Source organism: Acidaminococcus hominis, from assembly GCF_900291475.1.
Classification (GTDB): domain Bacteria; phylum Bacillota; class Negativicutes; order Acidaminococcales; family Acidaminococcaceae; genus Acidaminococcus; species Acidaminococcus hominis.
Map to the genome: position 1 here is coordinate 407,120 of NZ_OLMM01000004.1, position 14,296 is coordinate 421,415.

General features: G+C 53.6%; 11 protein-coding genes. All 11 read right to left on the reverse strand.

Annotation, left to right across the window (positions count from 1 at the left end):
• Positions 1-134 precede the first annotated feature (134 nt).
• Positions 135-1,265, reverse strand: a complete 1,131-nt coding sequence (gene gcdB, locus C7E10_RS05355) for a sodium ion-translocating glutaconyl-CoA decarboxylase subunit beta (protein WP_105326310.1) — start codon at positions 1,263-1,265, stop codon at positions 135-137.
• A 37-nt stretch (positions 1,266-1,302) separates the two neighbouring features.
• Complete coding sequence (gcdC, locus tag C7E10_RS12440; RefSeq protein WP_105326311.1) at positions 1,303-1,734, reverse strand: sodium ion-translocating glutaconyl-CoA decarboxylase subunit gamma; 432 nt, start codon at positions 1,732-1,734, stop codon at positions 1,303-1,305.
• Positions 1,735-1,802: 68 nt separating this feature from the next.
• Positions 1,803-2,129: a sodium ion-translocating glutaconyl-CoA decarboxylase subunit delta gene (gene gcdD, locus C7E10_RS05365; protein ID WP_105326312.1), complete on the reverse strand. Its 327-nt coding sequence runs from the start codon at positions 2,127-2,129 to the stop codon at positions 1,803-1,805.
• Between the two features lie 426 nt (positions 2,130-2,555).
• On the reverse strand, positions 2,556-4,055 hold the full coding sequence (gene mmdA, locus C7E10_RS05375) for a methylmalonyl-CoA decarboxylase subunit alpha (protein ID WP_199614499.1): 1,500 nt from the start codon (positions 4,053-4,055) through the stop codon (positions 2,556-2,558).
• A gap of 131 nt (positions 4,056-4,186) precedes the next feature.
• A complete protein-coding gene (locus tag C7E10_RS05380; RefSeq protein ID WP_105326314.1) occupies positions 4,187-5,710 on the reverse strand; it encodes a succinyl-CoA:acetate CoA-transferase ScpC in 1,524 nt (507 codons plus the stop codon).
• 168 nt (positions 5,711-5,878) lie between these two features.
• The gene (locus C7E10_RS05385; RefSeq protein ID WP_231086364.1) at positions 5,879-7,180 is read right to left on the reverse strand and encodes a [Fe-Fe] hydrogenase large subunit C-terminal domain-containing protein; all 1,302 of its coding nucleotides are present in this window, start codon (positions 7,178-7,180) and stop codon (positions 5,879-5,881) included.
• Positions 7,180-7,623, reverse strand: coding sequence for an ATP-binding protein (locus C7E10_RS05390; protein WP_105326316.1), 444 nt, complete (start codon positions 7,621-7,623; stop codon positions 7,180-7,182). The genes C7E10_RS05385 and C7E10_RS05390 overlap by 1 nt, the downstream gene beginning before the upstream one ends.
• A gap of 1 nt (position 7,624) precedes the next feature.
• Positions 7,625-7,996: a DRTGG domain-containing protein gene (locus C7E10_RS05395; RefSeq protein ID WP_105326317.1), complete on the reverse strand. Its 372-nt coding sequence runs from the start codon at positions 7,994-7,996 to the stop codon at positions 7,625-7,627.
• 312 nt (positions 7,997-8,308) lie between these two features.
• Positions 8,309-9,613: a Na+/H+ antiporter family protein gene (locus tag C7E10_RS05400; RefSeq protein ID WP_105326318.1), complete on the reverse strand. Its 1,305-nt coding sequence runs from the start codon at positions 9,611-9,613 to the stop codon at positions 8,309-8,311.
• Between the two features lie 211 nt (positions 9,614-9,824).
• The gene (locus C7E10_RS05405) at positions 9,825-12,854 is read right to left on the reverse strand and encodes an AAA family ATPase (protein WP_105326319.1); all 3,030 of its coding nucleotides are present in this window, start codon (positions 12,852-12,854) and stop codon (positions 9,825-9,827) included.
• 185 nt (positions 12,855-13,039) lie between these two features.
• On the reverse strand, positions 13,040-14,287 hold the full coding sequence (gene hutI / locus C7E10_RS05410; RefSeq protein WP_105326320.1) for an imidazolonepropionase: 1,248 nt from the start codon (positions 14,285-14,287) through the stop codon (positions 13,040-13,042).
• Positions 14,288-14,296: the final 9 nt, after the last annotated feature.

Below are 14,296 nucleotides of genomic sequence, written 5' to 3' on the forward strand. Positions count from 1 at the left end.
GGTATGGGCCTGAAGCAGAAGGGCTGCCTGACAAAACAAGGCCCCTTCTCTTTAAAAGGAGCCTTGTTTTTGCGTTAACTCATTAAAAAAAGTGGTTATGACATTTCTGTCATAACCACTTTTCAGGTTAAAGCTTATTGTGCAGGTCCAATCATTGCCAGCATGGTACCAGCAGCAACTGCCGTACCAATTACACCAGCCACGTTGGGGCCCATAGCATGCATCAGCAGGAAGTTGCCAGGGTTGGCCTGTTGTCCCACAATCTGGGAAACACGGGCAGCCATAGGCACTGCGGATACACCGGCACTGCCGATCAGCGGGTTGGTCTTGCCACCGTCAACGATGCACATCAGTTTACCGAAGATAACGCCAACAGCAGTACCACCGGCGAAAGCAACCAGGCCCAAGAAGATAATCAGCAGGGTTTGGGTGGTCAGGAAGCTTTCAGACTTCATGGTCAAACCAGTACCAGTAGCCAGCATAATGGTAACCGTGTTCATCAAAGCATTTTGTGCGGTATCGGACAGACGGTCCATACAGCCGGATTCAGTGAACAGGTTGCCCAGCATCAGCATACCGATCAGAGAGCAAACGGAGGGCAGCAGCAGGGAGATGAAAATGGTGCACATAATCGGGAAAACCACTTTTTCGAAGTGGGTTACCGTACGCAGCTGAGCCATTTTGATCTGACGGTCTTTCTTGGTGGTGAACAGCTTCATGATAGGAGGCTGAATCAGGGGAACCAAGGACATGTAGGAGTAAGCAGCTACAGCGATTGCGCCCAGCAGATGGGGAGCCATCTTGGTTGCCAGGTAAATGGAAGTCGGGCCGTCAGCACCACCGATGATGCCGATAGCAGCAGCTTCACGCACGTTGAAGCCCAGCAGCATTGCACCCAGCAGGGCAACGAATACGCCGGCCTGGGCAGCTGCGCCCAGGAGCAGGGTTTTGGGGTTGGCAATCAGGGGACCGAAGTCGGTCATGGCGCCTACGCCCATGAAAATCAGCGGCGGGAATACTTCGTATTTGATACCGCCCAGGATCAATTGCATTACACCAGGATCGGTTTCGAAACCGGTGCGGGGTACGTTAGCCAGCAGGCAGCCGAACGCAATCGGGGTCAGCAGCAACGGCTCGAAACCCTTTACGATTGCCAGATACAGCAGGACACAGCCTACCAGCATCATGATGGCATTGCCTGTGGTAAAAGCCACGAAGCCGCTGTCGTTGATGACAGAAGCAAGGGCTACCAGAAAAGCATCCATATTTTAATATCCTCCTTTAGATTGGTGGCGCAAGGAATTAGAGAATTACCATTACGTCGCCAGTAGCAACGGTGTCACCAGCGTTTACGCGAACGTCGGTAACGGTGCCATCTTCAGGAGCCATAATTTCATTCTGCATTTTCATGGCTTCCAGAATCAGCAGGACATCGCCAGCTTCAACTTTGTCGCCAGGTTTAACGTTTACGGACAGAACCTTACCAGGCATAGGAGCTTCGATGGTGTTGGCACCAGCAGGAGCAGCCGGGGCAGCAGCAGGAGAGGGAGCAGCGGCAGGAGCCGGAGCAGGAGCAGCAGCAGGAGCAGCAGGAGCGGCTACAGGAGCAGCAGCTACAGGAGCAGCAGCGGCAGGAGCAGCAGGAGCAGCAGGAGCTGCGCTTACAGTACCGCCAACTTCTTCAACTTCCACTTGGTATACAGTGCCATTTACGTTAACATTGAACTTTTTCATTAGAAAACCCTCCTCGAATTTTGGAAAAATAGAATGTGGTCCATCACGAATCGCCCCTCAACGATTCCTTAAAAGAAATGATGAGGCAGAGCCATAGGTTCCATCATTTTCTTATGCTGTGCGATAGCGGCCATCAGGGCGGCTGCAACAGCATCATCTTCGTCCTGTACCATTGCCAGGACAGCGGCGATAGCCGCTACTTTTTCTTCTTCCTGCCGTTTGTTGGCAGCAACGGAAGGAGCCGGCTTAGCAGCTACAGGCTTTTTTTTTGCGGCAGCTTTCTTTTTTGTCGGGTCAATCATATGGATGATGGTCATCATGATGCCCAGTATAATCAGCACGCCGAACACGATTGTCATGTTGATCACGGCAATCAGCCACGGGTTGTCGGTCATGTACGTCACCTCGCTTTCCTCTAAATGGAAAAAATGGTTTATATCAAAATCCCAGCGGAACGGATGCTTTTGCTTGGCAAATTGCTTCCCGCTTCGATTTCAACATACAAACAAGCAGCACGCTGCGAAAACCAAGGTAGAGAGAGATGAGTAGCGCCGCGGGCGATTGGCCCGTATGCGGCTCATGAGCCTCTAGAAACTGCAGCTGAAGGGCAGTCTAGACACTGCATTTGAATTGTGTAGACAGGTTATTTTTTCTTCGTTGGATCGATTGCATGGACAAGGGTCATCATAATGCCCAACACAATCAGCACGCCAAAAACAATCGTCAGATTGATGGCTGCAATAAGCAACGGATTCTCTGTCATTACCTCACCTCTCTTTCCTCTTGGTCGTTTTGTGGGTCAAGGGGTGCGCAGCACCAAATTACAGCGGGATATTGCCGTGCTTTTTCTTAGGACGGTCTTCCTGCTTGCTCTTGAGCATGCGCAATGCTTTAATCAGGGTAGGACGGGTGGTCTTCGGTTCGATGACCATTTCCACCATACCATGCTTAGCAGCATAATAAGGGGTAGCGAAGTTGTTGATGTATTCTTCCGTCTTCTGTTCCACATCGGGATCATGACGGAAAATAATCTTGGCAGCGCCTTGGGGTCCCATTACGGCAATTTCTGCCGTGGGCCAGGCGATAACGTGATCGGCACCCAGGTCTTGGGCACACATGGCCAGATATGCGCCGCCGTAAGCTTTCCGGGTTACCAGGGTAATCTTGGGAACGGTTGCTTCACAGTAGGCGTACAGCATTTTGGCACCGTGGCGGATAATGCCGCCGTATTCTTGGTCCGTACCGGGCAGGAACCCAGGCACGTCCACGATGTTGATCAGGGGAATCCGGAACGCATCGCAGAAACGGATGAAGCGGGCAGCCTTATCCGAAGCGTTGATGTCCAGGCAGCCGGCCATAATCCGGGGCTGGTTGGCAATGATGCCCACCGTAGAGCCGTCCAGACGGGCCAGGCAGGTGATGATGTTCCGGGCATACATCCGGTGGGGTTCCACATACTCCCCATTATCCACAATGCTACGGATAACCTTGTACATATCGTAGGGCAGGTGGGAACCATCGGGGATGATGGTGTTCAGGGACTCATCCATCCGGAAAGCGCTGTCGCCGGTGTCGTACACAGGCGGGTTTTCCCGGTTGTTGGAAGGCAGGAAACTCAGCAGGTACCGGATCTGTTCCAGGCAGTCTGCATCGTTTTCGGCCGCAAAATCAGCTACGCCAGAGCGGGTGCTGTGGGTAAAGGTACCACCCAGGTCTTCCTGGCCCACATCCTCGCCGGTAACGGATTTCACCACTTCCGGTCCGGTAATGAACATCTTGGAGCTTTTCTTCACCATGTAGATGAAGTCCGTCAGGGCCGGGCTGTACACGGCGCCGCCGGCACAGGGTCCCATGATGGCGGAAATCTGGGGGATTACCCCGGAGGACATGGTATTCTGCTTGAACATCTTACCAAAGCCTGCCAGGGCATCCGTGGCTTCCTGAATGCGGGCACCGCCGGAATCGGCCATGCCCACAATGGGAGCTCCAGTTTTTAAAGCCATTTCTTGAACTTTTGCAATTTTATTGGCGTGCATTTCGCCCAAAGAGCCACCTTCTACGGTGAAATCCTGTGCGAAAACAAATACTGTGCGACCGTTAACCGTGCCATAACCAGTTACTACACCGTCTCCAGCCAGATATTTCTTTTCCTGTCCGAAATTGGTGCACCGGTGTTCTACGAATTTATCCAGTTCCACGAAACTGCCTTCATCCAAAAATGCGGCAATCCGTTCCCGGGCAGTCATTTTGCCAGAGTCATGCTGCTTGCCGACTCTCTTGGCACCGCCGCCGGCTTCGATTTTTTCGTAGCGGGCAAACATATCATCGATTTTTTCTTGTGTTGTCAAATACACGCACCTCCTCAAACATGATTATTTATGCGAAAAACCAAAACACGGTAATTGTAACATAAATATCATTGTGTTGCCACATGTTTTCGGAAAATTGGGTTTTACTTCACTTCCATGGTGCCAGTTTTCAGTAGACGTTCATGGAAGGAGAACGCTTCTTCCAGGATGTGCGGGGTCTGGCTGTTATGGCAGGCTACGCAGGCCCGTTCAAAGTAATCCTTCAGCAGGGGCTGGTATTTGGGGTTGGCAATCTTGTCGATGATGATGGGTGCTCTTTCTTTCGGGGACAGGCCGCGCAGGTCGGCAACGCCCCGTTCGGAAACGATAATGTCCACATCGTGTTCGGTGCTGTCGATATGGGAGCAGAAGGGAACCACGGAGCTGATCTTGCCGCCCTTGGCCATGCTGTTGGTAAAGAATACCGTCAGGTAGCCGTTTCTGGCAAAGTCACCGCTGCCGCCGATACCGTTCATGATGTTGGTGCCGCAGATGTGGGAGGAGTTGATGTTGCCGTAGATATCGCATTCAATGGCGGTGTTCATAGCAATAACGCCCAAACGGCGCAACACTTCCGGGTTGTTGGAAATTTCCTGCGGACGCAGGATCAGGTGTTTCTTATATTTGTCAAAGTTCTTGTACAGTTTTTCCATATACGGAGCGGACGGGGTCAGGGAAGCGCCAGAAGCCACTCTCAGCTTGCCGGCATCAATCAGGTCGAACATCCCGTCTTGGATAACTTCCGTAAATACGGTCAGGTCCTCAAAATCGGAGTTTACCAGGCCGTTGATAACAGCATTGGCTACAGAGCCTACGCCGGATTGCAGCGGCAGCAGGTTCTTGGGCAGACGGCCGGCCTTGACTTCTGCCTTGAAGAAGTCTACCAGGTTCTGGCCCATAGCCCGGGCATCGTCGTCTACGGCAGACAATTTGCTGGGTTTATCCGGAATGTCGCAGGGAACAATGGCCGCTACCTTGTCCAGGTCGCAGGGAATGTACGGAGTACCAATCAAATCTTCCGGCTTTTCAATGGGGATGATTTTCCGGTACGGAGGATCCAGGGGAACGTAGCAGTCATGCATACCTTCCAATTCCACCGGCTGGGTCACATTGACTTCGATGATGACCTTCTTGGCGCTCTGCACATAGCCGCAGCTGCCGCCCAGGCTGGTGGTGGGGATGATGCCGATTTTGCCCTTGCCCAGGTCTTTGATGGCGCAGGCTTCAATAATGGCCACATCGACATCCCGGCGTTCCGGCAGGAAGCCAAAGCGAGCCAATTGGTTGAAATGGCTGATGTGGGCATCCACGTATTTAATTTGGCCATTATTGATGGCATTCCGGCAGGTCTTGTCGGTTTGGTACGGCATACGGTTGCCTACAATACCGGCGTTGACCATTTCCGTATCGATTTCCGGACCAGCTAATACCGTCCATACGTTAACCTTGAAGGGTTCCTTCTTGCCTCTTTCCGCCAGAGCCAAGGGCAGTGCCTTGGGATAGCCGGAGGGCGTGAAACCGCTCATGCCCAGGTTCATGCCATCTTGGATAATTTCGGCGGCTTTTTCAGCCGTGGTGATTTTGCTCAGTGCTGCTGCACAATGGACTCGATCGTTAATATTGATCATTTGCAATTCCTCCCGTTTTGCCTGTTGCCAGGCGCAGTGAAATTTGGTATTTCTGAAAATTGCTATATTTAAGACAGACATCCATGCCATAAATAATAACAATATTTTCTGTAACTTGCAAGAACAAAGCTAGCTATAATGGGAAAAACTTTCGATAGAAAAGCTGACCTATTGATTTTTCCTATCTTTCCCCCACTCTTTCCGGTACACAAAGATGCAGTCGTCCTTCTGGGCATAGCCCCTAACCACATCTTCTGCCAGGGTATTGCAGGTAGGTGCCCCGCAGGCTCCGCAGTCGATTTGGGGAAGTTCTGCCTGAAGCTGCCGCAGCTGGGACAGCTTGTCCAGCGCCTCCCGAAAATCTTCTGCCAGGGGCGGATCCGGCCGGGGCTGGAGAGCCTTGATGTAGCCTTCCGACAGGGGGAAATCCTCGCACACCTGGTGGCGATGCAGGGTTTCCAACCGGTCCTGGGGTTCCCGTTCCCGGCGCCGCTGGACCCGGCGATGCAGCTGGGCATTGCCCACAAATTTATTGACGGCCACGCAGGGACCGCCTACGCAGCCCCCGGCGCAGCTATAGCAGCAGGCATAGCGTACTTCTGACAGCTTGTTCAGGCTGATCTGCTGGAGCAGCTCGTCCACTTCCTGGGGGCCCTGGGCTGCCACATAGCTGGTGGTGCCAGTGGAAAGGACTTCCCCCTCCCAGGTGCCCCAGCTGAGGCCGTAGGACGACCCCAGGGTGGCTTCCGGCCACTCGTGGCGCTTTTCCCGCAGTTCCTTTACGGCCTTGCTTAACGGTCCGTAAATGGAGGCAATGGTAAAGGAGCCCGTAACGGCTGTGTGAAGTACGTCCACGGACTGATGGATGTTGGTACCCTTGGCCGGACAGGGAGAAATAAACCAGATGCCCACCTGCTCCGGGTCAGGGCCCAGCCGCTTGGTGGTCTCCCGGCGGGTATAGATGGCTGCCGCTTCTGCCGGAGCCAATACCGGCAGCACCTGCTTAACCAGTTCCGGGTACCGGGTCTGAATCAGCCGGAGCACCGCCGGGCAAGCCGAAGAAATTACCGGCCAGGGGCCCTGATATTGGGCCAGATACCGTTCCATTTCCCCACTGACATAATCCCCTGCCAGGGCCACGTCAAAGACCCCGTCAAAGCCAATTTCACGCAAGCCTTCCCATAAAATGGACGCCGGCAGATCCCCGGGGAACTGGGCATACAGGGAAGGGGTGGCCAGAGCCAGGTTTACCCGGTAGTCCTTTAGCCGGTCCAGCGGGTCCGCCAGGCCCTCAATGGCCCGGGGCGGGCAGCAGCGGATGCACTCCCCACAATCAATGCATTTGTCGGAAATAATCTGGGCTTTGCCCTGCCGGACCCGGATGGCCTGCACCAGGCAATTTTTGACGCAGAGCAGACAGCCCGTGCATTTTTCCCGGTCCACCTGGACCGAACACAAATAGCTCTCCATCAGGCCTCACCTGTCTTTCCCGCCGTTTTCCCTGGCAGGGAAAACGTCATGGTTACCTTGGTCCCCTTTCCCACTGTGGACTGGATATCCAGCTGGTCCGCCACTTTTTTCATATTGGGCAAACCCATGCCGGCCCCAAAGCCCATGGAGCGGATTTTGGCAGAAGCGGTGGACCAGCCTTCCTGCATGGCCTGGGGAATATCCGGGATGCCGGGGCCGTCATCGCTGACCTGGACCCGGATGGCGTCCGGCTCCACCTGGAGCTTCACCTGGCCGCCGCCTCCGTGGATCAGGCAGTTCATTTCCCCTTCGTAGGCTCCAATGGCCACCCGCCGGATAAATTCCGGAGGCAGGCCCAGCTGTTTCAGCAGGTCCTTGATGGCCATGGAAGCCGCTCCGGCCCGTTCGAAATCCTCCGGCACCACCGGATAGAGCTCTTCCATGTTACAGTTCCTCCGTACTGTCCTTGGGAGAGCAGCCTCTAAGGCCCAGGGTGTACAGCCGGCCGCAGGCTTCAAACATGGTGCAGCGGGTGTAGAGCACAGGGATATTCTTGGCCTTGGCTGCCAGCAGCACCTCCTGTTCCGGATGCTTATCCCGGACGAAGACAATGGCGGAAATATCGCTGATGTCCGCCGTACGCACCACCTGGATGTTCAAAAGTCCGGTAAGCAGTACCGCCCGGTCCTTGGCGTAAGCCAGTACATCGCTCATCATATCGCTGCCGCAGGCAGAATTCACTTCCCGGTTCAGCTCCTTGGCGCCTACCACAACCTGTGCATCCAGTACTTCCATTACTTTTTTCAAAGAAACCATATTCATTCCTCCCCGCACAAACTTGCTTCCCTGCGGGTGACCGCCTTTGGCAGAGGCCCCTGCAGGAGGCCGGACCCGGCTTTTCGACCAGGGCCAGCTGCTGGCCATTCATCACATTTATTTATGCTTGCTCAGTCAAAGTGACTGGAAAAACCGCCATTTTCCGCAAAGAAACTACAATCATTCTTATGTTGCAAAGGTCAATTTTCGAACTAATATAATTATACCTTATTATAATATAATTTCGCCTCCGGAAAAAGGGGCAAAAAAAGACTGCCGGGGAAATCGGCAGTCCTAAAAAGGGGTATTTTATTAGCCCAAAAGCATGGCGCCAATCAGGCCGCCGATAAACAGGGTAATATCGTAGAAAATAAAGGTGGGTACGCAGGTATCCCAGATATGGTTGTGCTGCCCATCGGCGTTCAAACCGGAGGTAGGGCCCAAGGTGGAGTCAGAAGCAGGAGACCCAGCATCCCCCAAGGCCGCAGCAATCCCAATCAGCAGGATGATGGCCGGTGTACCAAAGCCCAGTTGATAGCCCAAAGGAATGTAGATGGAAGCAACTACGGGAATGGTCCCAAAAGAAGTGCCGATACCCATGGTAATCAGAAGTCCCACCGCCAGCATCAGGAAGGCACCGCTGAATTTGGTATTGATGACGGTGGTGGTGGCAGCCACCAGGGCTTCTACAGAGTGGGTTTCCCGCAGCACATTGGCGTAGCCGGCGGCAATCAGCATAACGAAGGCAATGAAACCCATCATGGCAACACCGCCGTTAATGATTTCATCCATGTCCTTCCATTTGATGGAACCGGTAACAATCATCACCAAAAGGCCGCACATGGCGCCAATGGGCAGGGATTCGAAATACAGCTGCGCCAGGAATGCCGTTACGGCGCCGGCCAGGGCTTTCCAGCATTCGGCGTTCATGGTTACTTCCTCAGCGTGTTCATCCATGCCGGTAATGGGCAGATCCTCGTATTCCCGGTCACCGCTGTAGAAGAAGACAGCCAGTACCAGACCCACCACCATGGAAACCCCGCCAATCCACATAACAGAAGAAATGTCACTGATGGAAACGGTCACATTGTTGGCCACCATCTGGTCCTTGATGATGGTCATAAAGAGCAGGCCAAAACCTACCGGCAGGGATACGTAGGGGGCTTTCAGGCCAAAGGTCAGGGCGCAGGCTACAGCCCGTCTGTCCAATTTCATATGGTTCATGACCACCAACAGGGGCGGAATCAGGATGGGTATGAAGGCAATATGCACAGGAATCAGGTTCTGGGAGAAGCAGGAAACAAAGGCAATCAAGAAAACAAAAGCGGTCTTTTTCGTTCCCACCACTTTGGTAATTTTCCGGGCAGCGATATCCGCCAGGCCGCTGCGGCCAATGGCCACTGCCAAAGAGCCCAGCAGAATGTAGCTCAGAGCCGTTTCCGAGTTGCCCCCCATGCCGGCAATCAGGGTACTGATGGTAGTCACCACATTCATGCCGCCGGTAAGCCCGGCAATGATGGCGGCCACCAGAATGGCCAGCATTACGTTAATCTTCAAGAGGCACAGGGCAGACATGACGATGACAGATACAACAATAGGATTTCCGATAATTTCCATACCAATCGACTTCCTTTCGTTTCCGGCATGCCTAGGCAAGGCTGCTGCCCACCCCTGGAAACAGCCTGCTGCACGCAGCGGGATTTGCTTTACTGTATTAGAGTAGCAAGGAATTATAAATATTTCAAGCTGAAAATATTTTTGCACCAGGCCAGCTTGCCGTATTTTTGGCGCAAAAAAATCTGCCGGCAAACTGCGCCGGCAGAAGCTATCAAAACAATTTTTCCATTTGGGCCCGTTCCCAGGTATCCCGATAGGGATCCAGTTCCTGCAAAGCCCGGGTGCCGTAGGACAGCACCGTCCCTTCGTAGTGCTGGGCAATCCGGCTATCCGGGTACTGTTTTTTCAGCAGGGCAATGACCATATACACATAGCCTGCCTCCCGGGGATTATTCATATTCCCCAGTTTCTGGAGGGCGTCATCCAAGAAGCGGATAGCTTCCTCCTCCTTGTTTTCCCGCATGGCCAAAAGGCTGAGACCGGACTCCACAATGGGATGCCGCCAGTAGAATACGTACCGGGGGAACAATTGGTAGGCCTGGAGAAAATATTTTTTGGCCTGGTCATAATCCCCCATATTCCAGCAGGCAACCCCTGCATTGCAGGAAAATACCACCCAGGAACTGTAGGCTTCCTGGTCCTTGCTGTAGTCCAGGGCCTGTTTGTAATAATCCAGGGCTTCCTGGAACTTGCCCTGGCCCCGGCGGATTTCCCCCAGGTAGTTATAGGCCCCGGCAATATTCAGGGCATACCGCCGCTTCACATTTTGGGTCACCATGAAGGTGGAAATGGATTCCTTCAGCAGCCGCTCTGCCTCCTCAAAGTTCCCCTGCATAATCATATTCAGGCCCTTCAGCCGGAGCAGGATACCCATTTCCTTGTGGTAGTTGCATTCATCCGCCAGGTTCAGGGCGATTTCCAGATAGTTTTTCATTTCTTCCGTATTGCCAATCTGGATATCGTAGTAGATCATCTGCTTGTAACCCATGAGCATGTAGTCCCGGTTGTGGACCTCAGAGGCCTGCTCAATCAGGCTCAAAATGTTCCGCACGCCCTTCTCGTATTCCCCTACCCGGATATAGTGCCGGCCCATAAGGTGGAGATAGGTCATTTCCAAATCCCGGACCTCGGGAGTTTCCCCGTAGTTCCGCTTGATGGTATGCATCATCTCATCCACTTCTGACAGGAATTGGGACAAATTGGTCTCAATGTAGCAGCTCTTTTCGTCATCGGGGGTAATCTCCGTGCTGCTGAGCACCGGGAACAGTTCGTTGCTGAAGTTCAGGTAGTACATCAAAATCTTCAGCTTGTAGCGGCCCATGTTCACCAGTTCCCCGGCCTCCTGATAATGGTACTCCAAATGGTGATACAGCCGAATATCCTGGGGCGAATGGGTCAGCCGCTTTTCCCACAGGCTAGCCACATAGCCGTGAAGGATCCGCCATTTTTCTGGGGATACCTGCTGATGGATGTATTCCTTGAGCTTTTGCTGGATGATTTCGTACAGCACTTCCGGCTGCTGGGTCACCGGCCGGATCAGGTTTCGGCTCCGGAGTTCTTCCAGAATTTCCAGGGCCTGGAGGCTGTTCAGGTGCATGTATTCGGAAATCATGGCCAGCGGCGCTCCATCGTAGAACAGAGCGATAAATTCCAACACCTTCTGCTGGGTGTCCGTCAGGGAGCAGCAGCCGGTCTTAAAAATGTTGATCATATTTTCCGTCAGATTATCCAAGCTGCCGGTATTTTTAAAGGCCGTCAGGCATTCCTTCAAAAGGAAAATATTTCCCTCCGACTCCTGCATCAAGCGATGGACCAGTTCGTCGGTTACCGGCACCTTGAGCTCCGCCTGCTGAGCAAAAAGCCGCACCACGTCTTCTCCCACCGGTTTCAGGTCCAGAGTTCGCAGTTTCTGGTACATACTCACCGCCGCCTCAAACTGCTGGAAAGCTTTTTCCTTGGATTCCTGGGCAGTCAGGAGAAACAGTAGCCGGGGGGATTTCTTGTGAAGAATCAGGGAGCTTAACAGGGACAGACTCAGAGGGTCCATCCACTGGAGGTCCTCAAAGATAATTACCACAGTCTTATGGCTGGCCGCTGCCTCCAGGGTAGTGTACAAAGTATGGAATACCGCATCCACCTTGAGCATATCCTTGACTTCCGCCAGCCCCGCTTCCCGGTCCCCGCCCATGTCCATCTGGGGAAATAATTCGTTCAGCCGCAGGTTTTCCAGCCGGGGCACCTGCAGCCGCTCCCGCTCCACCAGATTACCGAGCCCCTCCACAATCCCCGTCCAGGGCCGCAGCAAAATGTTCTGTTCGGGCTGGTAGCAATTGGACTGGAGCACCACCACGTTGCTGGGCAGCCCTTTCACCAAGGCATCCTTCAGCAGGGTTTTGCCGCTGCCGGCGTCCCCTCGAATCAGCAGGGTTTCACTGCTGCCTCCCTGGAGAAATTCTTCCACAATCCGCCGGACCTGCTGCAATTCCTTTTCCCGGCCAGTAATCTGGGTCTGCTTGGGCAGTTCCACCTTGTAGGGCTGATTCCCCTGCTGCCGCCCCTGGCGGAGCAATTCGTCAATTTCCACCGGCACGCTGCTGCGCAGCTCCTCGTGGAACACCTTTTTCATTTCCTCGTACAATTCCTGGGCCTGGTGCACATTGCCTTCCTGGCAGTACACCTTCAAAAGGTGCAGGTAGACCCCTTCATCGTAGGGATCATGGGCAATCAGCAGCCGGCCGTACCGGGTGACCTGGGGAATATTCTTCACCGCCGTGGCATCCTTCAGTTTCTGGAGCAGGGCTTCCATATACAGATTTTCCAGCCGGTCCCGCTGGGTCAGATACCAGTTTTCGTACTCCTCCGCTTCCTTGACGAAAAACCCCTGAAGGAATTCTCCCTGGTACAGTTCCAGCTGACCCCGGGGGTCCTTCTCAAACTGGTTGGCATCCACGGTCACCGCAATGGCCGGATTCACCTTAATTACCGCTTTCCGGGGCGAGATGAACACATCCTGTCCCAGAACCTTCTTGGTTTCGTAAATGGCGTTGCGGAGATTCTTCCGGGCCACTGTATCGGGCTTATCCGCCCACAGGATCCCGCTAAGCTCGTCCCGCAGCACAGTTCCTTTCACCAGCATATAATACACCAAGGCGTTCACCTTGTTGTAGGGAAAGAACATTTCCTTCCCGTCCTTATAGATTACAGGAACGCCCAAAAAACGCGCTTCAATCCGTTCTGTCATTGTTCTGCACCTCAACAAACCCTGATATTTTGACTCCGTTTGTCCTAATTTGGGGAACACTTCAAAACCATAACCAGTTCTTATTATAATATAAATTCTGCTTGTACACAAAAAAGAAGAAGGAATTATGTCATTTTTTACATAATTCCTTCTTCTGGAGTCAAAAAGTGGAGCTGCAATTTCTCTTAGGCGTTTTGGTGAACCACTTTACCGTTCTTTACCACCGTTTCTACAATGTTCACGCCGGTATGGTAGGGCAGGAATTTGTAGGAAGGATATTGGAGAATCACCAGGTCGGCCTGTTTACCGGCTTCCAGGGAACCAATCCGGTCCGCCCGGTCTACGGCAGCCGCCCCGTTCAGGGTCAGGGCCGTAATGGCTTCTTCGGCGCTCATACCCATGTAGATTACTGCCAGCCCAATCATCAAAGGCACGGAGAAGGTAAAGCCGCTGCCCGGATTAAAGTCCGTGGCCAAGGCTACCGCACAGCCGGCATCAATCATTTCCCGGGCCCGGGCAAAGGGTTCCTTCAGGCAGAAAGCCGTAGTGGGCAGCAAGGTGGATACTACCCCATTCTCGGCCATGGCCTTGATGCCAGCGTCGGAAGCGTGGAGCAGATGGTCCGCACTGGTGGCGTGGAGTTCTCCCGCCAGTTCAGCACCTCCCAGGCTGACAATTTCGTCGGCGTGGATTTTCAGCTTGAAGCCCATTTTCCGGGCTTCCGTCAAAAGGTGCCGGCTCTGTTCGATGGAGAAAACGCCCTTCTCGCAGAACACATCGCAGAATTCCGCCAGGTGATCCTGGGCCACTTCCGGCATGACGTCGTGAATGAGAAACTCCAGGAAGTCGTCCCCCCGACCGGCAAATTCCGGCGGTACCGCGTGGGCTCCCAGGAAGGTGGAGACCAGTTCAATGGGCTGCCGTTTGTTCAGTTCCCGGACGGCCTTCATTTGACGGATTTCCGTATCGTGGTCCTGGCCGTAGCCGCTTTTGGCTTCTACGGTGGTCACGCCCATGGCCAGCATTTTTTTCAGATGGTCCAGGGCATGGTCCACCAGTTCTTCTTCAGAAGCAGCCCGGGTAGCCTTCATGGTGTTCAGAATGCCCCCGCCCCGTTCCATGATTTCCATATAGCTCATGCCGCTCATCCGCCATAGGAATTCATCCGGCCGGTAGCCTCCAAATACCAGATGGGTATGGGAATCCACAAAGCCCGGCAGTACCGCCTTGCCTTGGGCATTGAGCTGTTTCTCCGCCGGCACCTGTTTTTCCCAGTTAGGGTCCTGGCCGATGGCCTTGATTTTGCCGTCCTCAATCAGGATGGATTGGTTTTCGTAAATTTTTACGTCCTTCATGGCCGCACCCTTCCGGGCCGTTTTTCCCAAGGGGGTCACAATCTGGGACGCATTTTTGATCAGCAGTTGTTCTGTCATGCTTTACCT